This window comes from Aeromonas sp. 96A (assembly GCF_051919165.1).
Classification (GTDB): Bacteria; Pseudomonadota; Gammaproteobacteria; order Enterobacterales; family Aeromonadaceae; genus Aeromonas; species Aeromonas veronii.
Map to the genome: position 1 here is coordinate 2,674,095 of NZ_JBQBFE010000001.1, position 23,406 is coordinate 2,697,500.

The following is a 23,406-nucleotide window of genomic DNA, read 5'->3' on the forward strand; positions in this document are numbered from 1 at the left end:
TAAAGCGCCGCTTATTAAGAAGTTAATCAATCAATAACGATTTCTTCTGCGCTGGCAGGTGAGTCCTTGCTCACCCCTTCTCCAATTCGTCGAGGATCGGGCACTCGGGATTTTCATCCCCATGGCAGCAGCAGACCAACCCTTCCAGGGAGGTAAGCATCGCCTGAAGCCCAGCGATGCGGGCCCGCAGATCGACGATCTTCTCCTGCGCCAGCTTCTTCACCTGGGCGCTGGTTCTGTGCTCGTCCCGATAGAGCGCCAGCAGCTCCTGACACTCTTCCAGATTGAAGCCGGTCTCCCGCGCCCGCTTGACGAAACGCAGCTCCCGCAGCGCCCCCTCGGTGTAACTGCGATAGCCGTTGTCACTGCGTACCGGGGCTGTGATGAGGCCAATGCTCTCGTAATAACGGATGGTCTTGGCGGTCAGCCCAGTGGCCTTGGCAACCTTGCTGATGTTCATTTATGCCTCCTTACTGATCGGGTTGGATGCTGGCCCGTGTGCCGCCCTGGGCTGCCAGCGTTTCAATAACAGGGAATTGCTCAAAACTGTGATGCTGCTCAGGGCCATGGCCGCCCCCGCCAGCTCGGGGCTGAGGTAACCCAGCGCCGCCAGCGGAATGCCGATGATGTTGAACACGAAGGCCCAGAACAGATTCTGCTGGATGGTGCGCCAGGTCGCCGCCGAGATATCGATGGCATCGGCCACCAACCGCGGGTCAGATCGCATCAGGGTGATGGAAGCGGTCTCCATCGCCACATCGGAGCCGGAGCCCATGGCGATGCCGACATCCGCCGCCGCCAGCGCCGGGGCGTCGTTCACCCCGTCCCCCACCATGGCCACCAGCCCGCGGGTTTGCGCCCGCAGTGCCGCCACTTTCTCCACCTTGCCCGCTGGCAGCACGGAGTCAAAGGCCCCGTCCAGCCCCAGCTTGGCGGCGATATGGGCCACCGGCGCCGGTGCATCGCCGCTCACCAGCCAGCTGGCGATGCCGCGCTGGCGCAGGGTGGCGATGGCTTCCGGGCTCTCGGGGCGCAGGGTATCGGCCAAAGCAGCGATACCAACCACAGCACCGTCGATGGCAACCCAAACCCGGGTCGCCCCATCGGCGGCTTGTTCATCCTGTTTCGGCTGATCAATGCCGAGCTGGGCCAGCAGGGCGCCATTGCCGATGGCAACTGTGTGACCCGCTACCTGACCGACAATACCGGCCCCGACCAGCACCTCCACCGCTTCCGGCTGGGGCAATACCGCCTCTTTGCCGATCGCCTCGCGCATCGCCAGCGCCAGCGGGTGTTCGCTCGCCTGCTGCAGGGCGGTGGCCAGATGCAACTGCTCGTCATTGCCGCTCCAGCTAGCCAGTACCGGCTTGCCCTGAGTGAGCGTGCCGGTCTTGTCGAAGATCAGCGCCTTGATGGCGTGGGCCTTCTGCAAGGTATCCACATCCTTGATCAGGATGCCGTGGCGCGCCGCGACGCCGGTGCCGGTGACGATGGCCGCCGGTGTGGCCAGCCCCAGCGCACAGGGGCAGGCGATCACCAGCACCGCCACCGCTGCCAGCAGCGCCTGACCGAAGTCGTTGCTGATGGCGTACCACACCAGCAGGGTGAACAGGGCGATGGCCATCACCACCGGTACGAACACGGCAGAAACCTTGTCCACCAGCTGTTGCAGCGGGGCCTTGCCCATCTGGGCACTCTCCACCAGAGCGATGATCTTGCTGAGGCTGGAGTCCTCCCCCACGGTAGTGGCTTCGATCTCCAGCACGCCGGAGCGGTTGATGGCGCCGCCCAGCACCTTGTCGCCCGTACTGCGCGGCACCGGCAGACTCTCGCCGGTGAGGATCGACTCATCCAGCTCGCTGGCGCCGCTCACGATTTTGCCGTCCACCGGCACCCGCTCACCCACCAACACCCGCAGCCGATCGCCGCGCAGCACCTCATCGATGGCGACGCTCTGCCAGCTCTCGCCACGCCAGACGGTGGCGGTTTCCGGCCGCAGCGCCATCAGTTCGCGAATAGCGGACTGGGTGCTGCGTCTGGCCCGCGCCTCCAGCAACTTGCCGAGGGAGATAAGGGTGATAATGATGGCGCTCGCTTCGAAATAGAGCTTGCCGCTGGCAGCCATCCCCAGCGTCAACAGCAGATAGAGGCTGTAGAAGTAGGCGGCGCTGGTGCCGGTGGCCACCAGCACATCCATATTGGCTGCGCGGTTCTTGATGGCGAGCCAGGCGCCGCGATAGAAACGGGCACCAATCCAGAACTGCACCGGGGTGGCGAGCAGCAGCTCCAGCCAGGCGGGTAGATGCCAGGGGAACAGTCCGGCCATGGCCAGCATCCCCACCAGCAGCGGCAGGGTCAGCAGGGCCGAGACGATGACCCGGGTTTGCGCCTGACGGGCAGTGGCGGCCTCCTGCGCTTCCCGCTCCAGCAACTGCTGGCGGCGGCCGCTGGCCGAGCCTTGCGCCAGTTGGGCGCCAAAACCGAGCGCCTCGATCTGCTCGCGCAAAGCGGCGGGCGTTTGCATCCCGGGGACCAGCACAATCCGGGCCTGTTCGATGGAGAAGTTGACCTCGGCCGAGATAACGCCGGGCAGCGCCGCCAGCATCTTGTTCAGGCGGGCCGAGCAACCGGCACAAGTCATACCGGTAATTTGAAACAAAAAGGTCTCGCTACCGTAGTCGTAACCCTGACTCTTGATGCTGTCGAGCACCGCAGGCAGGCGGTCGGGGCTGGCCAACTCGATGGCCGCAAGCTCCAGCGCGAAGTTGACGGTGGCCGATACCCCGTCGAGTTTGTTGAGGTTGGTCGCGATACGGCCTGCGCAGTTGGCGCAGCTCATGCCGCTGAGCGGCAACTGCAGATGAATGGGTGATTGAAGATGAGTGGTCATGTTGTTCCTCCCCGGAACCCGTCGGCACCACAAAACGCCGACGGGCAAACCCTAACCTTTACTGTAAGGGCAAGCTCAAGCCACATGATCCACTTTTTGCAGATGGAAAAAAACGACGCCCGTTTGCTGCCAGAGAGCAAACGGGCGCCGCATTCAGCTATTGCGCGGAGTGAGCGGAGCTCAGATACCGTACTGGGCGCGGTAAGCCTTCATGGCCGCCAGCTGTGCTGCCAGCTCCGGCTGATCGGCCTGCTTCTCCTCCAGATACTGGATCAAGTCGCTCATCTGGATGATGGCGATGATGTGGGCGCCGTAGTCACGCTCCACCTCCTGAATGGCAGAGAGCTCGCCCTTGCCCTTCTCCTGACGGTCCAGCGCGATCAGCACGCCCGCCAGCGAGGCGCCGTTGGCCTGGATCAGATCCATGGATTCACGGATAGCGGTGCCGGCTGTGATAACGTCGTCCACCAGCATGATCTGCCCCTTGAGCGGGCTGCCCACCAGATTGCCGCCCTCACCGTGATCCTTGGCTTCCTTGCGGTTGAAGCACCAGGGCACGTCCACGTCGTGCTGCTCCACCAGTTGCACGGCGGTGGCGGAGGCGATGGGGATCCCCTTGTAGGCCGGGCCAAACAGCACATCGAACTCGATACCGGCATCCATCAGAGCGGCGGCATAGAAGCGGCCGAGACGGGCCAGATCGCGGCCGCTGTGGAACAGACCGGCGTTGAAGAAGTAGGGGCTTTTACGACCGGATTTCAGGGTAAATTCACCGAATTTGAGGACCTGCTTCTCCAGGGCGAACTCGATAAATTGACGCTGGTAGGCTTTCATTCTGGCTCCTTGCTTGGCTTGTCGTTGTCTTGTGTGGGGGTATAAAAAAACGCGGTCAATGCCGCGTTTTTAAAATCAGGAGAGCGACTGCTTCTGCAGCGCAATGATGTCGGCAATGCCGCCCTTGGCGAGCGCCAGCATCTCCAGCAGCTCTTCGTGGGTGAAGGGCTCGGCCTCCGCGGTGCCCTGCACCTCGATGATGCGACCATCTTCGGTCATCACCACGTTCATGTCGGTCTCGGCGGCGGAGTCTTCGATGTACTCCAGATCGCAGATGGCTTCGCCCTGATACATGCCGACGGAGACGGCGGCGATCATCTGCTTGAGCGGGCTCTGCTTGATCATGCCCTTCTCGACCATCCAGTTCAGCGCATCCACCAGCGCCACGCAGGCACCGGTAATGGAGGCGGTACGGGTGCCGCCATCGGCTTGCAGCACGTCACAGTCAACTGTGATGGAGTGCTCGCCCAGCGCAGTCAGGTCTACCGCAGCGCGCAGGGAGCGGGCGATCAGACGGGAGATCTCCAGAGTACGGCCACTCTGCTTGCCGGAGGCCGCTTCGCGGTTCATCCGGGAGTGGGTGGAGCGCGGCAGCATGCCGTATTCGGCAGTCACCCAGCCCTGGTTCTTCCCTTTCAGGAAGCGCGGCACGCTGGTGTCGACGCTGGCGGTGCAGAGCACGCGAGTGTTACCGAACTCCACCAGCACTGAGCCTTCTGCATGTTTGGTGAAATTGCGGGTAATGGTAACCGGGCGAAGTTGCGCGGCACTGCGATCGCTTGGACGTGACATGGAACGGACCTCTGGGCTGGCTCAAATTGGCGGGGGATTATAAGTGATCCCGCCCCAAATATCAGCCGCTAAAACCACGGCATCGGCTGACGAGCAGGGCCGGGCTGAGTATACTGGCCGCACACTTCATCAAGCCCGGAACAATCAATGATTCACAGCATGACCGCCTACGCCCGCAAGGAATTCAAGGGCGACTGGGGCACAGCCGTTTGGGAAATTCGTTCGGTCAACCAGCGCTATCTGGAAACCTACATTCGCCTGCCGGAGCAACTGCGCAGCCTGGAACCGGTTCTGCGTGAGCGTTTCCGCGCCAAGCTGCAGCGCGGCAAGGTGGAGTGCAACCTGCGTTTTGAAGCCGCTCAGGCCGCCGCCAGCCAACTCCATATCAATGAAGAGCTGGCCAAGCTCATCATCGACAGCGCCAGCTGGGTAATGAAAGAGGCGGGTCAGGGCCAACTCAATCCGGTCGACGTACTGCGTTGGCCGGGCGTCATGGCCGCCGCCGAGCAGGACATGGACGCGGTCGCCACCGAGCTGCTCGGCGGTTTTGACCAGACCATGGAAGATTTCCTCGCCTCCCGCGCCAGCGAAGGGGCCAACCTCAAGGCGCTGATCGAACAGCGTCTGGCCGGTATTCAGGTGGAAGTGAAGAAGGTACGCGTCCACCTGCCGCAGATCATCGAGTGGCAGCGCCAGAAGCTCACCGACCGTCTGGCCGAAGCCAAGGTGGAGCTGGATCCGGCCCGCATCGAGCAGGAGATCGTGCTGCTGGCCCAGAAGATCGACGTGGCCGAAGAGCTGGATCGTCTGGAGATGCACATCAGCGAAACCAACAAGATCATGAAGAAGGGTGGCGCCTGCGGCCGTCGTCTCGACTTCATGATGCAGGAGTTCAACCGCGAGTCGAACACCCTCGGCTCCAAGTCCATCAATGCCGAAGTGACCCAGTCCGCCGTCGAGCTGAAAGTCCTCATCGAGCAGATGCGCGAGCAGATCCAGAACATCGAATGATGAGTCGCTGACTATCCGGTTGTTGCCTGCAAAAGAGCCCTTGATTCCTCAAGGGCTCTTTTATTTTCCGGCCATCACACCTGTCGCCCACCGCCGGTAAGTCAGCGGCTGGGAAGCGCCCTAACCTATCGGCATCACCAGCGCCGGTTGGTGAGGGTCGCTCAGCCGATCGGCCAGATAGTCCACCAGCAGCCGCACCTTGGGGGAGAGGTGGCGGTTATGGGGATAGAGGGCCCAGATCCCCTCCGCCGGGGCCCGCAGTTCAGGCAGCAACTCGATCAGCTCGCCTCGGGCCAGATGGTCGCTCACGTAGTAGTCCGGCAGCTGGATAATGCCGATCCCCTTGAGCGCCGCGTCCAGCAGGGCGTGGCCGCTGTTGCACTGCAACAATCCGCGCACCCGCACGCTGTGGGGGCGACCATCCAGGGTGAAGTGCCACTCGTCGCTGTTGCCTACCAGACAGGTGTGGCGGGTCAGCTCGGAGAGGCTGTTGGGCATGCCGTGGCGGGCGGTGTAGGCCGGTGAGGCGCAGACATAGGGCACCCGCTGCGCCAGCTTGCGCGCCACCAGCGTCGAATCCTTGAGATGACCTAGCCGCAGCGCCAGATCGTAGCCTTCGTGCACCAGATCCAGCAGCTGGTTGGTGAGGTTGAGGGTCACCTCCAGCTGGGGGAAGCGCACCATGAAGTCGTTCACCAGCGGGGCGATGCGGCTCTCGCCGTAGGAGACGGGGGCTGTGATGCGCAGCGACCCTTGCGGTACCGCCTGATGGCGCCCCACCGCCAGCTCAGCCTCGTAGAGGTTGTCGAGCAGCTGACGGCAGTGGCGATAGTAGATCTCGCCAAGCTCGGTGAGCCGCACCTGACGGGTGGTGCGCAGCAGCAGCTTGGCCTGCAGCCGATCCTCCAACTGTGCCACCTGACGGCTGACCTGCGCCACCGACACCCCCAGCTTGCGCGCCGCCGGGGTAAAGCCCCCCTGCTCCGCCACGCTGACAAATTCACAGATCCCTTCCCAGCCGAACATTATTACCTGTGTGTAAAAGTGATTTGAGATTTGCCCTCATTATCACCAAATCGGCGGGAAACTACACTGAATATCCGAACTCATCTCTGTTCACCCTGCTCAACAAGAAGGATGTCATTCATGGCACAGGTTCAAAGCATCAAGTGTAAAGCCGCCATCGCCTGGGGTCCGGGTCAGCCCCTCTCCATCGAAGAGGTGGAAGTCATGCCGCCACAAGCGGGCGAGGTGCGGGTGCGCATCGTCGCCACCGGCGTCTGCCATACCGATGCCTTCACTCTCTCCGGTGAGGATCCGGAAGGGGTCTTCCCCTGCATTCTCGGTCACGAGGGGGGCGGCATCGTCGAATCGGTCGGCGAGGGCGTCACCAGCGTCAAAGTGGGGGATCATGTGATCCCGCTCTACACCCCCGAGTGCGGCGAGTGCAAATTCTGCAGATCCGGCAAGACCAACCTCTGCCAGAAGATCCGCGCCACTCAGGGTAAGGGGCTGATGCCGGACGGCACCACCCGCTTCTCGAAAGATGGCCAGCCCATCTATCACTACATGGGCACTTCCACCTTCAGCGAATACACGGTACTGCCGGAGATCTCCATCGCCAAAGTGGATCCGGCCGCCCCGCTGGAAGAGGTCTGCCTGCTCGGCTGCGGCGTCACCACCGGCATCGGCGCCGTGATGAACACCGCCAAGGTGAAGGAAGGTGAGAGCGTCGCCATCTTCGGGCTGGGTGGCATCGGCCTCTCCGCAGTGATCGGTGCCCGTCTGGCCAAGGCCGGTCGCATCATCGCCATCGATATCAACGAGAGCAAATTCGAACTGGCCCGCAAGCTGGGCGCCACCGACTGCATCAACCCGAACGACTACGACAAACCGATTCAGGAGGTGATCGTCGAGCTGACCGACGGCGGCGTCGACTTCTCCTTCGAGTGCATCGGCAACGTCAAGGTAATGCGTGCGGCGCTGGAGTGCTGCCACAAGGGCTGGGGTGAATCGGTCATTATCGGCGTCGCCGGAGCGGGTCAGGAGATCAGCACCCGTCCGTTCCAGCTGGTGACCGGTCGGGTCTGGCGCGGCAGCGCCTTCGGCGGGGTTCGCGGTCGCAGCGAACTGCCGAGCTATGTGCAGCGCTACATGCAGGGTGAGTTCCGTCTCGATGACTTCATCACTCACACCATGGGGCTTGAGCAGATCAACGAGGCGTTCGAGTTGATGCACCAAGGCAAGAGCATCCGCACCGTCATCCACTACTGAGCATGATCACCCCGCCCGCCATCGTGGGCGGGGTGCAGGAGTCCTTCGATGAATCTGGAGATTATCAGCAGCAACAAGAGCTTCGACGGCTGGCACAAGCGCTATCGCCACCACGCCAGCGTGCTCGGCTGCGAGATGAATTTTGCCATCTATCTGCCGCCTCAGGCCCTCACCGGCCAGAAAGTCCCAGTACTCTACTGGCTCAGCGGCCTCACCTGCACCGATGAGAACTTTATGCAGAAGGCGGGTGCCCAGCGTATCGCCGCCGAGCTTGGCATCGCCCTGGTGGCGCCGGACACCAGCCCCCGCGGCGACGGCGTAGCGGACGATCCCGGTTATGACCTCGGCATGGGCGCGGGCTTTTACGTCAATGCCAGCCAGAGCCCCTGGCAGGCGCACTACCAGATGTATGACTACGTCACCCGCGAACTGCCTGACTTGATAGAGACCCACTTCCCGGTCTCGACCCGCCGCGCCATCAGTGGCCACTCCATGGGCGGTCACGGTGCGCTGATCGCCGCGCTGCGGGAGCCGGGTCGCTACCGCTCGGTCTCGGCGTTCAGCCCGATCTGTCACCCTAGCCGCTGCCCCTGGGGCCAGAAGGCGCTCGGCGCCTACCTCGGCAGCAATCCGCTGTTGTGGCAGGAGTGGGATGCCTGCCAGCTGCTGCGCCACCAGCCGGTCACACTGCTACCAACCTTGGTGGATGTGGGGCTGAATGATCCCTTCCTCGCCGAGCAGTTGCATATCGATGCGCTGGCCGAAGTGGCCGCCAGCAAGGAGTGGCCACTGGAGCTCAACCGCCACGAGGGCTATGACCACAGCTACTACTTCGTGGCGAGCTTTATCGAGGCGCACCTGTGCTTTCACGCCCGCCACCTCTGATCAAAACAGGCCCGTTGCGGGCCTGTTTCAGTTGTGGTGATCGGTTGATATCAACTGCCCGCTCGGGTCACTCCGCCGGAGCCTGCGATCTGCTGCTCCACCTTGGGATCGCCCCAGTAGGCGATGTTGCCTGAACCGGCGATGCCGACTTTCAGCGTCTCCTGCGCCCGTACCGCCACATCACCGCTGCCGGCGATATTGACCTCTACCTCCTTGCCGCGCATCTCGCTCCCGAGCACGTCGCCAGCACCGGCAATGTTCAGCTCGATGGCCTGCGCCGAACCGCTGCCCAGCTCCAGACTGCCGGTGCCAGCGATATTCCCTTCCAGCCGTTTCAGCTCCAGCTGACTGGCGACGATGTCACCGGTACCGGCCACTGACAGCACCAGCTCATCGCCCTTGAAGCCGCTCAGATCGCCGTTGCCGGTCCCGGCCAATGCCAGTTCGTTCAGCACAGGTAAGGTGATGGTCAGCTCCAGCGGCTCGGTAGGCTCGAGCCGGTAACCCTCCTTCACCTCGATCTCCAGCTTGTCGCCGCTCTCGGTCAGCACCAGATAGGGCAGCAGGTTCTCCTGCCCCTTGATCAGGATACCGCGCGGCTCCCCCGCAACCAGATGGAGGGTGGCAGGCACCCCCGCCAGCACCCGGGTCACCCCGTCACCAAGCGCCTGCTGGCGCTCGACCACAGCTCCCGTTCCGGTCACTCTGGTCTGATCCAGCCAGTGACAACCACTGAGCCCTGCCATCAACATGACAACCATCATCCATTTCATCACTACTCTCCTCCTTATGTGTTGGCCATCCAGGGCCAATTGGTTTTCATGCTCTGCAAAGCGCGGGCCAAAAATTAACTTAATGATTCAAAAGGAAATAACCATTAAACCCAGAACAAACCGAAGAATTCAGAGAGCCATTTAGACCATATTTTGGTGAAAATAACCATTCTCGAACGGATATGATTGTGGCTGATTGGCGGGTCACCCTGCCGGTCACTATGCTGACAGCCCGTGGAAGTTTTTAATTGCCCTGCCGGTCTGTTGAGCCAATAGTGGTACTTCGTGCGTACCAAGCTCTCCATTGCGGTAATGTCATTACCACTGTCTTGTCAGTCTTCACTGCCAACAAGGAGCCAGAGCGTGACCCAAGCAAGCCCTCTCTATGCCACCGCCACCGGTCTGCCGGAACCGACTCGCACCCCGCTGCTGACCGGCAGCGATCCCCAGCAGAAACGGCGCGAACTGCTCGCCTACTTCTGCCAGACCTTCGATCTCTACGACTCGCTGTTCGACTGTCTGGCCGATGAGCGGGCCTGGTTCAACAAGGCGATCCCGCTACGCCACCCGCTCATCTTCTACTACGGCCACACCGCCGCCTTCTTTATCAACAAGCTGCTGGCGGCACGCCTGATCGATCAGCGGCTGGATGCCCGCATCGAGGCCATGGTCGCCATCGGGGTGGACGAGATGAGCTGGGACGATCTGGACGAGACCCACTACGACTGGCCCAAGGTCAGCGAGCTGCGCAGCTATCGGGCCAAAGTCCGTTCGCTGGTGTGCGATTTTATTCGCCAGATGCCGCTCACCCTGCCCATCGACTGGCAGAGCCCGGCCTGGGTGATCCTGATGGGGATAGAGCACGAGCGCATCCACCTCGAGACCTCCAGCGTGCTCATCCGCCAGTTGCCACTCGCCTGGGTGCGGCCGCAGCCTTATTGGCCCACCTGTACCGAAGCCCGCCACCGCATTGATCAGGTGCCCGCCAACAGCCTGCTGCCGGTGGCCGGCGGCAAGGTGCGCCTTGGCAAGCAGGACGCCACCTACGGCTGGGACAACGAATATGGCGAGCGCCAGATCGAGCTGGCCCCGTTTCAGGCCAGCCGCATGCTGGTGAGCAATGCCGAGTACCTCGCCTTCGTTCAGGCGGGCGGCTATGGCCAGCAACAGTGGTGGGATGAGGAGGGATGGGGTTGGTGTCAGTACGCCAAGGCGCAGATGCCCACCTTCTGGGTGGGTGACCCCGCCGAGCCCGAACAACTGCAACTGCGGCTGATGACCGGGCAGATCGCCATGCCCTGGGACTGGCCGGTCGAGGTGAATCAGCTGGAGGCGGCTGCCTTCTGCCGCTGGAAGGCGGCCCTGACCGGACTCCCCATCCAGCTGCCGAGCGAGGCGGAATGGATGCTGCTGCGCGAGCAGCTACCCGGCGATCAGCCGGACTGGACACAGGCCCCCGGCAATATCAATCTGGCCCGTTTCGCCTCCTCCTGCCCGGTGGATGCCTGCCCGCAAGGGGAGTTCTTCGATCTGGTGGGCAATGTCTGGCAGTGGACCAGCACCGCCATCGACGGCTTCGACGGCTTTAAAATCCACCCGCTCTACGACGACTTCTCCACCCCCACCTTTGATGGCAAGCACACCCTGATAAAGGGCGGCAGCTGGATCAGCACGGGTAACGAAGCGCTCAAATCATCCCGTTACGCCTTCCGGCGTCACTTCTTCCAGCATGCGGGTTTCCGCTATCTGGTCTCCCGTTATCAGGAACCCGTTATCGTGAATCCCTATGAAACCGACACGCTGGTCGCTCAGTACCTCGACTTCCAGTACGGCCCGAGCCACTTCGGGGTAGCCAACTACGCCAAGACGCTTGCTGATCTTGCTGGCGAGCTGTGCAGCAACCACCAGCGGGCGCTGGATATCGGCTGTGCCACCGGCCGCGCCAGCTTCGAACTGGCCCGCCACTTCCAGCATGTGGACGGGGTGGACTACTCGGCCCGCTTCATCGATGTGGCGCTGGCCCTCGCCAGTCAGGACAGTTTCCGCTACGCCATTCCGCTGGAGGGTGAACTGGTGGAGTATTGCGAGGCACGCCTGTCGAGCCACGGGCTGGGGGCAAGTCAGGCTGAGCGCATCCACTTCAGTCAGGGGGATGCCTGCAACCTCAAGCCCAAATATGACCACTACGATCTGGTGCTCGCCTCCAACCTGATCGACCGGCTGCGGGAGCCCGCCCGCTTCCTGCGGGATATCGCCCCGCGGCTGCGCAGCGGTGGTCTGCTGGTGCTCACCAGCCCCTATACCTGGCTGGCGGAATATAGCTCGGCGGTATTCGCGAAAACGGCGAGGCGCTCACCACCTATCAGGCGCTGCAACGGCTGCTGGCGGCGGAGTTCGAAGAGCACTGCCCGCCGCGGGATGTGCCCTTCGTCATCCGCGAGACCGCCCGCAAATACCAGCACACGGTGGCGCAGCTCACCGTCTGGCGCAAACGCTAATCCGCCGGTCGGCATGCAGATGAAAAGAGGGAGGCCAACTGGCCTCCCTCTCTCTTGTTATGGCTGTCAAAACGGCGCGAGTATCAATGCCCCTGCTCATGATAGCGGCGCGCCAGCACGGCGCAGACCATCAGCTGGATCTGGTGGAAGATCATCAGCGGCAGCACCATCACCCCGACGCTGGCGGCCGGGAACATGACGTTGGCCATCGGCACCCCGTTGGCGAGGCTCTTTTTCGAGCCGCAGAAAACGATGGTGATCTCGTCCGCCTTGTCGAAGCCGAGGCGGCGGCTGATCCAGACGTTCCAGCAGAGCACCAGCGCCAGCAATACGCAGCTCAGCAGCACGATACTGGCCAGATCGTACCAACCTACTTGGTGCCAAATCCCCTGCACCACCGCTTCGCTGAAGGCGACGTAGACCACCAGCAGAATGGAGCTCTGATCCAGCTTGCCGATGAGCGGGCGGTGGCTATCGACCCAGCGACCGATCAGCGGGCGCGACAGGTGGCCCACCACGAACGGCAGCATCAGCTGCATCATGATGGACTGGATGGAGTGCCAGGTGTCGATCCCCTCCCCCTGCACGTGGATCATCATCCCCACCAGCACCGGCGAGAGGAAGATCCCGAGGATGCTGGAGGCCGAGGCGCTGCACACCGCCGCCGACACATTGCCCCCCGCCATAGAGGTGAAGGCGATGGCCGACTGCACGGTGGCAGGCAGAGCGCAGAGATAGAGGAAGCCGAGGTAGATGGCCGGGCTCAGCCAGCCCGGCACCAGCGGGGTGAGCAGCAGCCCGAGCAGCGGAAACAGCACGAAGGTGCTGAGCATCACCACCAGATGGAGCCGCCAGTGGCCGAGGCCTGCCAGCAGGTTCTGGCGCGACAGCTTGGCGCCATGCATGAAGAACAGCAGCGCCACCGCCAGCTTGGTCAGCAGACCGAACCAGACGGCCACCAGACCCTCGCAGGGGAAGAGAGAAGCCAGGGTGACCACCGCAATCAGCACAACAGTAAAGGGATCCAGACGCACGAAAGGTCTCCATCAGAAGGGCATCCTGCTGCCATGGCAGCAGTCAGGATTGGGGAGGACAAGAAACAGAGCGGGAGATGTCTGGCACCTCCCGCTAAAACGAACCTCCAGCTTACCCCGATAACGGAGAGGCGCAACGTTGTGCAGCGGTTAATTGTTCATCAATGCTTAACGCCTTTGCTTTGTTGAATAGCGGAAGTTGCTGACCCGCGGCCAGATAGCGCCAAACCGGCGCGAAATGGATAAAAAACGGGCGACCCAGGCCGCCCGTTCCGCTTTTTCACCCAGCCGATCAGCGCTGGCTGGCCAGCTTGCCGTTGCCCGTTTTCTTCTCATTGCCGGCAAGCTTGCGAGCCTGCCGCTTCTCGAAGCGGGAGATCCACCAGTAGGCCAGCGCCGAGAAGACCGCGGTCATAAAGACGTTGATGAAGAAGGCGCGCACCAGATCCACCCCGGCCGGGAAGGCGGAGGCGCTCATGCTCACCACGAAGATGGCGATCAGCACCGAGACCACCGCCATGCCGAAGGTGCGCGAGCCCATGCGGAAGTCGCGGGGGGTGTCGTCATGTTTCCAGCGAAACACGAAGTAGGCCACCATGATGAAGATCGGCGGCAACATGGCGGTGCCAGCAGTGAGGTTGATGGCGGTGTTCATCATCTGCTGCACCGACTCGGAGCCGAAGCCGTTGACCACCAGCATCGCGAACACGAAGACAAACTGCCACCAGGCGGCGCGCACCGGCACGCCGTGCTCGTTGAGCTGGGTGGTCTTCTCGCCGTAAACCCCCTGCGGGATCTCGGAGAAGTGGATCTTCACCGGCGCCGAGGTCCACATCATCATGGAACCAAACATGGCGATAAACAGCACCACGCCGACGAAGCGGCCCACCAGCGCCTCGGAGAGACCGAAGTATTGCGCCATGCCGGTGAAGATCTCCACCATGCCACCGGCATAGGTGAGGCTCTCGCGCGGCACGAACACGTTCACCAGCAGGGAACCGACCGCATACATGGCACCGATGACGATGCCGGCACTGATGATCACCTTGATGAAGGACTTCTGGCCCCCCTTCACGTCATTGAGGTAGGCCGCTGCGGTCTCGGCACCGCCCGCCGCCTGGAAGATCCAGCACATGATGCCGAGGGTCGCCCAGTTGACGGTGGGGGTCATCGCTTCCAGGGTGATGGGCTGGGCCGGCACATGATCGCCACTCAGGGCCATCAACGCGCCCAGCACATAGATGGCGAACAGGGCAAACACCCCGTAGGCCACGATCTCGGCAATCTTGCCAAGCCAGCTCGCCCCCTTGGTGGAGATGTGGGTCGCCGCCGCAAACAGCACGATGGAGATGATCGAGGTGACCATGGGCGAGAAGCTGTACTCATAGCCCAGCATGGCGTAGGAGGCGTAGGCGATGACGTTGGGCAGCAGGGAGACGAACCAGAACAGGTTCACGAACCAGTAGAGAAACGAGCCCAGATAGGCCATCCGGGTGCCGAGCGGTTTTTTAAGCCAGTCGTACATCCCCGACTCGGAGTTTTTATTGGCCGAAACGAACTCGGCGATGATGAAAACAAACGGGATGAAGTAGACGATGGTCGCCAGCAGGAAGATGGGGGCGGAGCTGAGCCCCAGCTCGATGTTGTTGTTGACGATGTTGCGCACGTTGAACACGGCGGCAAAGGTCATCGACAACAAGGCAAACTTGCCTATGGTGCCGCGTACGGATTCAGACATGGTGTCCTCCAGTGGACTCGCACTCCCTGCGGGGAGCGCTGTGACTCTGTGATGTGTTCGGCAAGGGTCTGTCGGCCCCGCACTTTACTCTCTTGTTATGATCGGGCCGCGTGGACGGCCTCGTTGCTGAACCGGTGCCGTCTCCCGCACCGGCTCGCAATACCATTCAGACGATCGGAGTGCCCGGCGCCATCGGCACCCGCGGTTGCAACAGCACGCTCTGGCTCTCGTCCGGGGTCTCGGCGCAGAGCAACATGCACTCGGATCGCTCGCCGCGCATCTTGGTGGGCTTAAGGTTGGTCAGCACCACCACCTCGCTGCCCATCAGCTCCTCTTCGCTGTAGTAAGGCACCAGACTGGTGACAGTCTGCAGCGGCCGCTCGCCACCCACGTCGATCTGGACGATGTAGAGTTTGTCGGCCCCGGGGTGGCGCACCACCTCCAGTACCTTGCCCACCTTCATCTCGACCCGCTTGAATTCGGCAAACTCGATCGTCTCGCTCATTCTCTTTTCCTTTTCTGGTTCAACGGTTTGCGGGTGGCCAACGGCCACCCGGTTTGATTGGGATTCAATGCCGTGCCTATGGCGTCTGCATGGCAACCTGCGCTGTCGGCTGAGCCTCTTTCGCTCGCGCCTCGGCGCTGAGGGAGGCCTCGTATCTGTTGTATTTCCACCAGGCGAAGCCAAGGAAAATCACGATCCCGCCGACGTTGTAGAAGATGATGGTCATGATGTCGGCACCGGTCGGGAAGGTGGAGGCGAGGAAGCCCACCGAGAAGATGGCGATCAGCACCGAGACCACGGCGATGCCGGTGGTGCGCGACCCCATCTTGAACTCCCGTGGCAGGTGGTCGAGCTTCAGGCGCAGATTGAGGTAGGCCAGCATGATGAACAGCGGTGGCAGCATGGAGGCGGCGGCGGTCATGTTGATGACGGTGTTCATCAGATCCTGCGCGGTGTTGGAACCCAGGGTCGGGATCACCATCAGCGGCAGCACGATGAGGTACTGGATCCAGGCTGCACGGGCAGGCACGCCGTTCTCGTTGAGCTCGACTGTCTTCTTGCCGAAGATGCCGGCCGGGATTTCGGAGAAGAAGATCTTCACCGGGGTCGCCGTCCACATCAGCAGGGAGCCGAACATGGCGGTGAAGGAGACCAGCCCGACAAAGCGGTTCATCAGGATCTCCGGCAAACCGAAGTAGGCTGCCAGCCCTTCAAACACCTGCACCGAGCCGCCGGTATATTTCAGGGTGCCGCTGTGGACGAACACGTTGATCAACAGCGATGCAATGGAGTAGAGCACGCCGATAAAGATCCCGGCGACGATGATCACCTTCACGAAGGACTTGGAGCCCCCTTTCACGTCATTGACGTAGACCGCCACCGACTCGGCGCCACCGGCTGCCATAAAGATCCAGGTGGTGATGCCCAGGAAGGCCCAGCTGAAATCGGGGACCATGGCCTCTACCGTGATGGGGTCGGCCGGTTGCACGCCGCCCACCAGTGCCGCACCTGCCAGCAGGATGTAGGAGAGGGTCAGCAGCAGCATCAGGGACGAGGTCACCGAGGTGATGGGGCCGAGCATCTTGGCGCCGTTGGTGGAGACATAGGTGGCAAAGGCAAACAACACCATGCTCAATGCCGTGGTTGCCACCGGAGTGAGAATGTACTCGTAGCCGAGGAAAGCATAGGAGGCATAGGCGATGACCCGCGGCAGCAAGGAGGTGAAGAAGAACAGGTTCACGAACCAGTAGGTGTAGGCGGAGATAAAGGCCCAGCGACCGCCGAGGGAGCTCTTCACCCAGGCATAGACGCCCGCTTCGGAGTTTTTGTTCAGTGACACAAATTCCGCAATGATGAGGCAGAACGGAATGAAGTAAAAAATGGTGGCCAGAAAGAACATCGGGGCGGAGGCCAGACCGATCTCGATGTTGTTGTTGATGACGTTGTTGAAGCTGAATACCGCCGCGAAGGTGAGCGACAGCAGACCAAACTTGCCTATCGTATTGCGTTTGGAATCAGACATGGTGCATCTCCAGACCTGTAGTTATTGCCGCGAAAGGGCGAGGCATGGGTTGTAGGGTGAGCCCCGCCCTTCCGGCTTTTATCAGTGCAGAACCGGCGGCTTGTTATTTGTTCTTGAAGTAGCCGCCTTCGACGGTGACCTTGATGATCACTTTGCGCACCGGCCCGTCGCCGACGAACCGGTAGGCTTCGTCGTTCTCGAAGATCACCACCTGACCGTTGCCGACTTTATGGCGCCCCTGCACCTCGCCGGCCAGCCACTCGCGATCGGTGGTGTCGTCATAGGCCTGCTCGACTCCCAGCTCACTCTTGGCAGCCCACTCCACCGTCTCTGCCCCTTCCAGGTAGTAGTGGACATCGAAGTAGCGGCGCTGCCCCTCGAACAGTGAGGTGGCCGGGCTGGCCCCCTCCTGCAAGCGGTAGGTGAGGGAGTCACCGATGGAGTGGCAGATACCGGGCTTGAGGTTTGGCAGGTTGTTGATGGCCTCCACGCAGCGGCCCCACTTCTTGCCCTCCCGGTAGATGTTTTTGAACAGGGTCAGGTTGTCCAGGGTGATCATGCGAGGTTCCTCCCGCCGTTGATGGTGAGATCGATCCCGGCCAGTGCAGCCGGATTGAGGTTGCCACGGGCGATGGGCAGCAGGGTCAGGCCGAAGCTGAACGGCTCGAAGCGCACCCGCCAGGAGTCCAGCACCTCGGAGCCCCAGGAGTTGGAGCCCAGCCCCAGCACCTTGTGATCCAGATTGAGGGTGAGATAGCCGCTCGGTTCCAGCTCGTTGATGTGCTGCGCCCCGTGAATATGCTCCCAGCTGTAGGGCCAGACGCTCAGGTTGATGGGGGCATCGGGCCGCACGTAGAGACCGGCGCCGTGGCGGTTGGTCAGGGTCGCCCAGCGCACCTGCTGGCGGTTGCCGTTGTCCTGCGGGAAGGGGTAGTGCTCCCACATCTCGCCTACTGTGCTGTTGAAGCTGTCGATCCAGTTGCTCTGGCGGCTGTCCTGATAGTTTTCACCCGGCCCCATGCCGTAGTAGTGCACCCGGTCGAGATCCTGACGAATACCCAGCTCGAAGCCGATCTTGGGAATGATGTCGTCATAACCGCCGTAGGGCTGACCGGAGAGCGCCACATGCAGCTGACCGTTCGGACTCAGGGTGTAGACGTAGCGGCAGCGCATGCCGAAGTCGAACACCGGCGGCGCGATCAGGCTCTCTACCGTCACCTCGACCGCGTCACCCAGCTGGCGCCAGCTCAGAGTGCGGAAGTGCTCCTGCATGATCTGCAGGTGGTTCGGGTGCCACAGGCTCTCGTACTCCTGCTTGTGGTTGTCGATCATCGGCTTGAAGAAGGTGAGGCGCGGTGCCCGCTCAATCAGCTCGATACCGTCCTGCTGCCAGCTCACCAGCTTGCCGTCGAGACGCGAGAAGCGCAGGGAAAAGCCGCTGCCGCTCAAGGTCAGCGCGAGGCGCTCATCGGCGATCTGCAACGGGGTGGCGTTGGGATTGGCAAAGGGCTGCAGCTGGCGAGTCGACTCTTTCAGCTGGAACTGGTACTGGCCCAGCTCGTGCTCCGCCGCACTGTAGCGGGTGGCGGTGGCCTTGATGACCCGCAGCTGGACGAAGGTTTCCCGCCCATCAAGAGAGGGCAGCTCGAGTTGCAGCTCTGTGGTGGCACCGGGAGCAACCCCTTCCAGCCGGATCTGCTGGCTGGCCAGCAGCTCGCCTTCGGCCTTCACCTCGACCAGCAGGCGGATGTCGTCGAGAGTGGAGAACCAGTAGCGGTTTTCGACCGCCAGCTTGCCGCTCGCCAGATCCAGAGCCCGCACCTTGACCGGGCAGATCACCTGTTTGTATTCGCGCAGGCCCGGCCCCGGGGTCTGATCCGGATAGATGAGGCCATCCATGCAGAAGTTGTAGTTGTTGGGATAGTCGCCATAGTCGCCACCGTACTTGTAAACGGGGCGGCCCTGCTCGTCCTGATCCAGAATGCCGTGATCGCACCACTCCCAGATGTAGTGGCCCTGAATGTGGGGATGGCGGTCGAACACCTGCTGATATTCACTGAGGCCACCCGGGCCGTTGCCCATGGCGTGGGCGTATTCGCAGATAATGCGTGGCTTCTCCATCGGGAACTCGCCGAAGCAGTTCATCTGGGAGACGCGCGAATACATGGTGCTCACCACATCCACCACCTCGGCATCGCGATCCTCTTCGTAGTGCACCAGCCGGGTCGGGTCGATCGCCTTGCAGCGCTGGTACATGGCTCTGATGTTGCAGCCGTAGCCTGACTCGTTGCCCAGCGACCAGATGATGATGGAGGGGTGGTTCTTCTGGGCGTGCACGTGGCGCTCGATGCGATCCACGAACACCGGCTCCCAGAAGGGGTCGTCGGTGATGCGGCTGAGATCGCCGACGTTGGCAAAACCGTGGGTCTCCACGTCGGTCTCCGCCATCACGAACAGGCCGTACTGGTCACACAGCTCGTAGAAACGCGGGTCGTTCGGGTAGTGGGCAGTGCGCACCGAGTTGAGGTTGTGCTGCTTCATCAGCACGATATCGCGTTCAACACGGTCCATACCGACCGCGCGGCTCTTGAGGTGGTCATTGTCGTGACGGTTCACCCCGTGCAGCTTGAGGTAGTGGCCGTTGACGTAGAAGAGGCCATCCTTGACCTTGATTTCACGCACCCCGACTCGCTGCGGGATCACTTCCAGCAGCTCGCCCTGACCGTTGTAGAGGGAGAGTTGCAGCTGGTAGAGGTAAGGATCTTCGGCGCTCCACAGATGGGGGTTAGCCATATCCAGCGTGAAGCGGCAATCACACTTGCCATCAATGGCGAGATGATCGAGCGAGCCGCTGGCGATCTCGCTGCCCTGATCCAGCAGCGACCAGACCAGACGGTGATCACGGGCGGGAGCCCCCAGATTTTCCAGCTGGATGTCGCAGCTCAGGGTAGCGCTTTGATTGTCATCGGCCAGCGCGGTGCGAATAAAGAAATCCTGCACATGGGCGGCCGGTTTGCCCACCAGATAGACGTCGCGGAAGATCCCCGCCATCCACCACATGTCCTGATCTTCGATATAGGTGGAGTCGGCCCACTGCATCACCCGCACCGACAGCAGGTTCTCGCCGATGCTGGCGTAAGCGCTGATATCGAACTCGGCGGTGAGGCGACTGCCCTTACTGAAGCCGACATAGTGGCCGTTCACATAGACCTCGAAGTAGGTCTCTACACCGTCAAACTTGATGATCACCTGCTCGCCGTCCCAGGCCGGGCTCAGCGTGAAGCTGCGCTGATAGGCACCGGTCGGGTTGTTGGTCGGCACGAAAGGCACGTCGATGGGGAAGGGAAAACCCTCGTCGGTGTACTGCAGCTGGCCATGCCCTTCCATCTGCCACATGTTGGGCACGGTGATCTGGCCCCACTCGCTCATGGGGCTGTGGTAAAAGGCCTCCGGCACCTGCAGGGGGTGGTCGAAGTAGTGGAACTGCCACTGACCGCTAAGGCTCAGAAAACGGCGGCTCAGCTCGCGCTGCATGGTGGCCGCCAGCGCGTGGTCGGCATAAGAGAAGAAGTAGGCACGCGGAGCCAGCCTGTTTTCACCAACGAATTGGACGTTTTCCCAGTTATTCACATGTCCTCCCGGAACAAGGCAACTTTGACTGGGTAAACTTTAGATAAAACTTTACTAGATATCAGCTAATAATTGGTAAAGTTTTAACCTGATCACAATGAACAGATGGTTTTGTGAGCGAGATCAGAAGCGGGAGATAAAGGAGGGCAAGATATGGATGAGTGGCATAGATGTTGATAGCCGTTGGCTGAACTGCAATAAAATCAACTATAAAACAATATGATATGACGTCACTGGATGATATGGGAAATAAGTTTACTTGGGAGAGGAGTCGCACCACCGCAAGATGGCGCGACTAAAAAGCAGAATGTTTTACTAAAATCAGCGAGTGGTGCCACGCAGGGTCAACTTGCTAGGTACCAGCACCCGAAGTGGAATATCCCGCTCGTCTCGCAGCCGCTCAACCAGCAGATTGACCCCCTGGGAGCCCATCAACTCGGAGTGGATCCGCACCGTAGAGAGTGGCGGGAAGGTGAACTTGGCGGTCGGAATATCGTTGACGCTGATAAGCTCGATCTGCTGGGGAATCGCCAGTCCTTTCTCGTGAATGGCACGCAGCACACCAATGGCGATGGAGTCGGAGGCGACGAACAGCGCCTTGGGCCAATCCCCTGCCAGCATCTCCTTCGCCAACTGGTAGCCGGAAGCGCTGGAGAAGTCCCCACGATAGAGATCGCTTTCCTGCACCACCCCCAGCCGCTGACCATAATCCCGGAAGGCCAGTTCGCGCAGATCCGGATTCTCATCCTGGCCACCGATATAACCGATGCGCTGGTGTCCCTGAGCGATAAAATAATCCACCACTTGCTGGCTGATCAGGGCGAGATCCACATCGACCGAGTCGAACTCTCCCTGTGAACGGCAGTCGACAAACACCAGCTGGCTGGAACAAGCCCTTAGCTGGGTGAGGCGCTCGGCTGTTAGGGTGCCGACCACCAGAATGCCATCCACGGCACTCAATTCACGCCCTTCACCACAGTTGTAGAGATGGGTCAGCTCGATATTGAGGCGGGCACTCTGGGTCTCGATACCATAACGGATGGCGAGATAGTAAGGGTCGTTGACCTCGGTACTCTGGGGATAGGCATAGACCACCAGAAAGTGCAGCTTGCTCTTGTGTACCCCCTTGCGGGCGCTGCTGGTCTTGTACTCCAGCCGTTCGGCAATCTCGAAGATCCGCTGCTTGGTCTCTTCCTTGACGCTCAGGCTGGGATCCTCGTTCAGTACCCGGGATACCGTGGCGAGAGAAACCCCCGCTTCCTGTGCAATTTCCTTCAACGTAGCCATCAATACCTCGCTGGCAGCATCACGTGTTAATCGGCAACGGCTAAAGAGTAACGGGCAATCCCTTGATAGCCCAGCACTTTTACTAAAATCCCGGTGGCATGGCAGATTTTTGGAACACAGAAATGCAAAAAGGCCTCCCGAATGGGAGGCCTCTTCTAAATAGGTGCCTGACAGTGTCCTACTCTCGCATGGCGAATGCCACACTACCATCGGCGCTACCGCGTTTCACTTCTGAGTTCGGCATGGGATCAGGTGGTTCCACGGCGCTATTGCCGTCAGGCAAAAGCTTTTAAAACTAACTTGAAAATGGTGCTGATACCCAGAATCGAACTGGGGACCTCATCCTTACCAAGGATGCGCTCTACCGACTGAGCCATATCAGCACACTAACCGGTAAAGACCACGCTGGGCGTAATCTTGAAATTGGGTGCCTGGCAGTGTCCTACTCTCGCATGGCGAATGCCACACTACCATCGGCGCTACCGCGTTTCACTTCTGAGTTCGGCATGGGATCAGGTGGTTCCACGGCGCTATGGCCGCCAGGCAAATTCTTCAATCTGAGAAAGCTGATGTAAGTAGTTTCGTATTCGTTACAAGGCCCAGAACACTTCTTGGGTGTTGTATGGTTAAGCCTCACGGGTAATTAGTATGGGTTAGCTCAACACGTCGCCGCGCTTACACACCCCACCTATCAACGTTGTGGTCTCCAACGGCCCTTTAGGACCCTCAAGGGGTCAGGGATGACTCATCTCAGGGCTCGCTTCCCGCTTAGATGCTTTCAGCGGTTATCGATTCCGAACTTAGCTACCGGGCAGTGCCACTGGCGTGACAACCCGAACACCAGAGGTTCGTTCACTCCGGTCCTCTCGTACTAGGAGCAACTCCCTTCAATCATCCAACGCCCACGGCAGATAGGGACCGAACTGTCTCACGACGTTCTGAACCCAGCTCGCGTACCACTTTAAATGGCGAACAGCCATACCCTTGGGACCGACTTCAGCCCCAGGATGTGATGAGCCGACATCGAGGTGCCAAACACCGCCGTCGATATGAACTCTTGGGCGGTATCAGCCTGTTATCCCCGGAGTACCTTTTATCCGTTGAGCGATGGCCCTTCCATTCAGAACCACCGGATCACTATGACCTACTTTCGTACCTGCTCGACCTGTCCGTCTCGCAGTTAAGCTGGCTTATGCCATTGCACTAACCTCCTGATGTCCGACCAGGATTAGCCAACCTTCGTGCTCCTCCGTTACTCTTTGGGAGGAGACCGCCCCAGTCAAACTACCCACCAGGCACTGTCCGCGAGCCCGATTCAGGGCCCTGCGTTAGAACATCAAACATACAAGGGTGGTATTTCAAGGACGGCTCCAGCGCAACTGGCGTCACGCCTTCAAAGCCTCCCACCTATCCTACACATGTAGGTTCAATGTTCAGTGCCAAGCTGTAGTAAAGGTTCACGGGGTCTTTCCGTCTAGCCGCGGGTACACCGCATCTTCACGGCGAATTCGATTTCACTGAGTCTCGGGTGGAGACAGCATGGCCATGGTTACACCATTCGTGCAGGTCGGAACTTACCCGACAAGGAATTTCGCTACCTTAGGACCGTTATAGTTACGGCCGCCGTTTACCGGGGCTTCGATCAAGAGCTTCGCTTGCGCTAACCCCATCAATTAACCTTCCGGCACCGGGCAGGTGTCACACCCTATACGTCCACTTTCGTGTTTGCAGAG

At 60.8% G+C, this 23,406-nt stretch carries 16 protein-coding genes, 1 tRNA gene, 3 rRNA genes and 1 pseudogene (1 of these 21 cut by a window edge); 4 read left to right on the forward strand and 17 right to left on the reverse strand.

All coding sequences use genetic code 11. The features are described 5' to 3' along the window. Positions 1-70 precede the first annotated feature (70 nt). The 4 genes from cueR to rph all read right to left on the reverse strand — a co-directional run bounded on the left by cueR (position 71) and on the right by rph (position 4,516). Positions 71-460 (reverse strand): Cu(I)-responsive transcriptional regulator, encoded by a 390-nt coding sequence (gene cueR / locus ACTG2W_RS12275; protein WP_005356117.1) that lies wholly within the window; start codon positions 458-460, stop codon positions 71-73. Further along, positions 461-2,890, reverse strand: coding sequence for a heavy metal translocating P-type ATPase (locus ACTG2W_RS12280; protein ID WP_106844325.1), 2,430 nt, complete (start codon positions 2,888-2,890; stop codon positions 461-463). A gap of 180 nt (positions 2,891-3,070) precedes the next feature. Further along, positions 3,071-3,724 carry an orotate phosphoribosyltransferase gene (pyrE, locus tag ACTG2W_RS12285; RefSeq protein ID WP_106844326.1) on the reverse strand — a complete coding sequence of 218 codons (654 nt, stop codon included), beginning with the start codon at positions 3,722-3,724 and terminating at the stop codon, positions 3,071-3,073. 75 nt (positions 3,725-3,799) lie between these two features. After that, positions 3,800-4,516: a ribonuclease PH gene (rph, locus tag ACTG2W_RS12290; RefSeq protein ID WP_005339589.1), complete on the reverse strand. Its 717-nt coding sequence runs from the start codon at positions 4,514-4,516 to the stop codon at positions 3,800-3,802. A 147-nt stretch (positions 4,517-4,663) separates the two neighbouring features. Here rph and ACTG2W_RS12295 point away from each other — a divergent pair, with 147 nt between their 5' ends. Beyond that, complete coding sequence (locus ACTG2W_RS12295) at positions 4,664-5,527, forward strand: YicC/YloC family endoribonuclease (protein ID WP_005342032.1); 864 nt, start codon at positions 4,664-4,666, stop codon at positions 5,525-5,527. A 120-nt stretch (positions 5,528-5,647) separates the two neighbouring features. Here the strand turns inward: ACTG2W_RS12295 and ACTG2W_RS12300 are convergent, their stop codons facing one another. Further along, the gene (locus ACTG2W_RS12300; protein WP_106844327.1) at positions 5,648-6,553 is read right to left on the reverse strand and encodes a LysR substrate-binding domain-containing protein; all 906 of its coding nucleotides are present in this window, start codon (positions 6,551-6,553) and stop codon (positions 5,648-5,650) included. Between the two features lie 120 nt (positions 6,554-6,673). Here ACTG2W_RS12300 and ACTG2W_RS12305 point away from each other — a divergent pair, with 120 nt between their 5' ends. Both ACTG2W_RS12305 and fghA read left to right on the forward strand, forming a co-directional pair. Next, positions 6,674-7,801: an S-(hydroxymethyl)glutathione dehydrogenase/class III alcohol dehydrogenase gene (locus tag ACTG2W_RS12305; RefSeq protein WP_106844328.1), complete on the forward strand. Its 1,128-nt coding sequence runs from the start codon at positions 6,674-6,676 to the stop codon at positions 7,799-7,801. A gap of 48 nt (positions 7,802-7,849) precedes the next feature. Next, positions 7,850-8,686: an S-formylglutathione hydrolase gene (fghA, locus tag ACTG2W_RS12310; protein ID WP_106844329.1), complete on the forward strand. Its 837-nt coding sequence runs from the start codon at positions 7,850-7,852 to the stop codon at positions 8,684-8,686. A gap of 50 nt (positions 8,687-8,736) precedes the next feature. On the opposite strand, the gene ACTG2W_RS12315 is transcribed toward fghA, so the two are convergent. Next, complete coding sequence (locus ACTG2W_RS12315; RefSeq protein ID WP_106844330.1) at positions 8,737-9,459, reverse strand: head GIN domain-containing protein; 723 nt, start codon at positions 9,457-9,459, stop codon at positions 8,737-8,739. Between the two features lie 363 nt (positions 9,460-9,822). Between ACTG2W_RS12315 and ovoA the strand changes: the two are divergent. Next, positions 9,823-11,957: pseudogene (gene ovoA, locus ACTG2W_RS12320) on the forward strand (5-histidylcysteine sulfoxide synthase). An 83-nt stretch (positions 11,958-12,040) separates the two neighbouring features. On the opposite strand, the gene ACTG2W_RS12325 reads toward ovoA, so the two are convergent. The 11 genes from ACTG2W_RS12325 to ACTG2W_RS12375 all read right to left on the reverse strand — a co-directional run. Further along, positions 12,041-12,991, reverse strand: a complete 951-nt coding sequence (locus ACTG2W_RS12325) for a bile acid:sodium symporter family protein (RefSeq protein ID WP_106844331.1) — start codon at positions 12,989-12,991, stop codon at positions 12,041-12,043. 292 nt (positions 12,992-13,283) lie between these two features. Further along, positions 13,284-14,729, reverse strand: coding sequence for an amino acid permease (locus ACTG2W_RS12330; RefSeq protein WP_106844332.1), 1,446 nt, complete (start codon positions 14,727-14,729; stop codon positions 13,284-13,286). A 166-nt stretch (positions 14,730-14,895) separates the two neighbouring features. Further along, entirely contained in the window at positions 14,896-15,234 is a 339-nt protein-coding gene (locus ACTG2W_RS12335) for a tRNA-binding protein (RefSeq protein ID WP_005342042.1), read from the reverse strand. A 76-nt stretch (positions 15,235-15,310) separates the two neighbouring features. Next, positions 15,311-16,756 (reverse strand): amino acid permease, encoded by a 1,446-nt coding sequence (locus ACTG2W_RS12340; protein WP_106844333.1) that lies wholly within the window; start codon positions 16,754-16,756, stop codon positions 15,311-15,313. 103 nt (positions 16,757-16,859) lie between these two features. Further along, positions 16,860-17,315: a beta-galactosidase subunit beta gene (locus ACTG2W_RS12345; RefSeq protein ID WP_106844334.1), complete on the reverse strand. Its 456-nt coding sequence runs from the start codon at positions 17,313-17,315 to the stop codon at positions 16,860-16,862. Beyond that, on the reverse strand, positions 17,312-20,386 hold the full coding sequence (gene ebgA, locus ACTG2W_RS12350; protein ID WP_106844335.1) for a beta-galactosidase subunit alpha: 3,075 nt from the start codon (positions 20,384-20,386) through the stop codon (positions 17,312-17,314). The genes ACTG2W_RS12345 and ebgA overlap by 4 nt, the downstream gene beginning before the upstream one ends. A 321-nt stretch (positions 20,387-20,707) precedes the next feature. Continuing rightward, positions 20,708-21,673, reverse strand: coding sequence for a transcriptional regulator EbgR (gene ebgR, locus ACTG2W_RS12355; protein WP_106844336.1), 966 nt, complete (start codon positions 21,671-21,673; stop codon positions 20,708-20,710). Positions 21,674-21,838: 165 nt separating this feature from the next. After that, positions 21,839-21,953, reverse strand: a 5S ribosomal RNA gene (gene rrf / locus ACTG2W_RS12360). A 27-nt stretch (positions 21,954-21,980) separates the two neighbouring features. Further along, positions 21,981-22,056, reverse strand: a tRNA-Thr gene (locus ACTG2W_RS12365). A gap of 46 nt (positions 22,057-22,102) precedes the next feature. After that, positions 22,103-22,217, reverse strand: a 5S ribosomal RNA gene (rrf, locus tag ACTG2W_RS12370). 78 nt (positions 22,218-22,295) lie between these two features. Next, positions 22,296-23,406: ribosomal RNA gene (locus ACTG2W_RS12375) — 23S ribosomal RNA — on the reverse strand (it continues 1,779 nt past the right edge of the window).

Coding starts and splice junctions, on each gene's coding strand:
- cueR (WP_005356117.1), bottom strand. CDS start 460: ATGAACATCAGCAAGGTTGCCAAGGCCACTGGGCTGACCGCCAAGACC.
- ACTG2W_RS12280 (WP_106844325.1), bottom strand. CDS start 2,890: ATGACCACTCATCTTCAATCACCCATTCATCTGCAGTTGCCGCTCAGC.
- pyrE (WP_106844326.1), bottom strand. CDS start 3,724: ATGAAAGCCTACCAGCGTCAATTTATCGAGTTCGCCCTGGAGAAGCAG.
- rph (WP_005339589.1), bottom strand. CDS start 4,516: ATGTCACGTCCAAGCGATCGCAGTGCCGCGCAACTTCGCCCGGTTACC.
- ACTG2W_RS12295 (WP_005342032.1), top strand. CDS start 4,664: ATGATTCACAGCATGACCGCCTACGCCCGCAAGGAATTCAAGGGCGAC.
- ACTG2W_RS12300 (WP_106844327.1), bottom strand. CDS start 6,553: ATGTTCGGCTGGGAAGGGATCTGTGAATTTGTCAGCGTGGCGGAGCAG.
- ACTG2W_RS12305 (WP_106844328.1), top strand. CDS start 6,674: ATGGCACAGGTTCAAAGCATCAAGTGTAAAGCCGCCATCGCCTGGGGT.
- fghA (WP_106844329.1), top strand. CDS start 7,850: ATGAATCTGGAGATTATCAGCAGCAACAAGAGCTTCGACGGCTGGCAC.
- ACTG2W_RS12315 (WP_106844330.1), bottom strand. CDS start 9,459: ATGAAATGGATGATGGTTGTCATGTTGATGGCAGGGCTCAGTGGTTGT.
- ACTG2W_RS12330 (WP_106844332.1), bottom strand. CDS start 14,729: ATGTCTGAATCCGTACGCGGCACCATAGGCAAGTTTGCCTTGTTGTCG.
- ACTG2W_RS12335 (WP_005342042.1), bottom strand. CDS start 15,234: ATGAGCGAGACGATCGAGTTTGCCGAATTCAAGCGGGTCGAGATGAAG.
- ACTG2W_RS12340 (WP_106844333.1), bottom strand. CDS start 16,756: ATGTCTGATTCCAAACGCAATACGATAGGCAAGTTTGGTCTGCTGTCG.
- ACTG2W_RS12345 (WP_106844334.1), bottom strand. CDS start 17,315: ATGATCACCCTGGACAACCTGACCCTGTTCAAAAACATCTACCGGGAG.
- ebgR (WP_106844336.1), bottom strand. CDS start 21,673: ATGGCTACGTTGAAGGAAATTGCACAGGAAGCGGGGGTTTCTCTCGCC.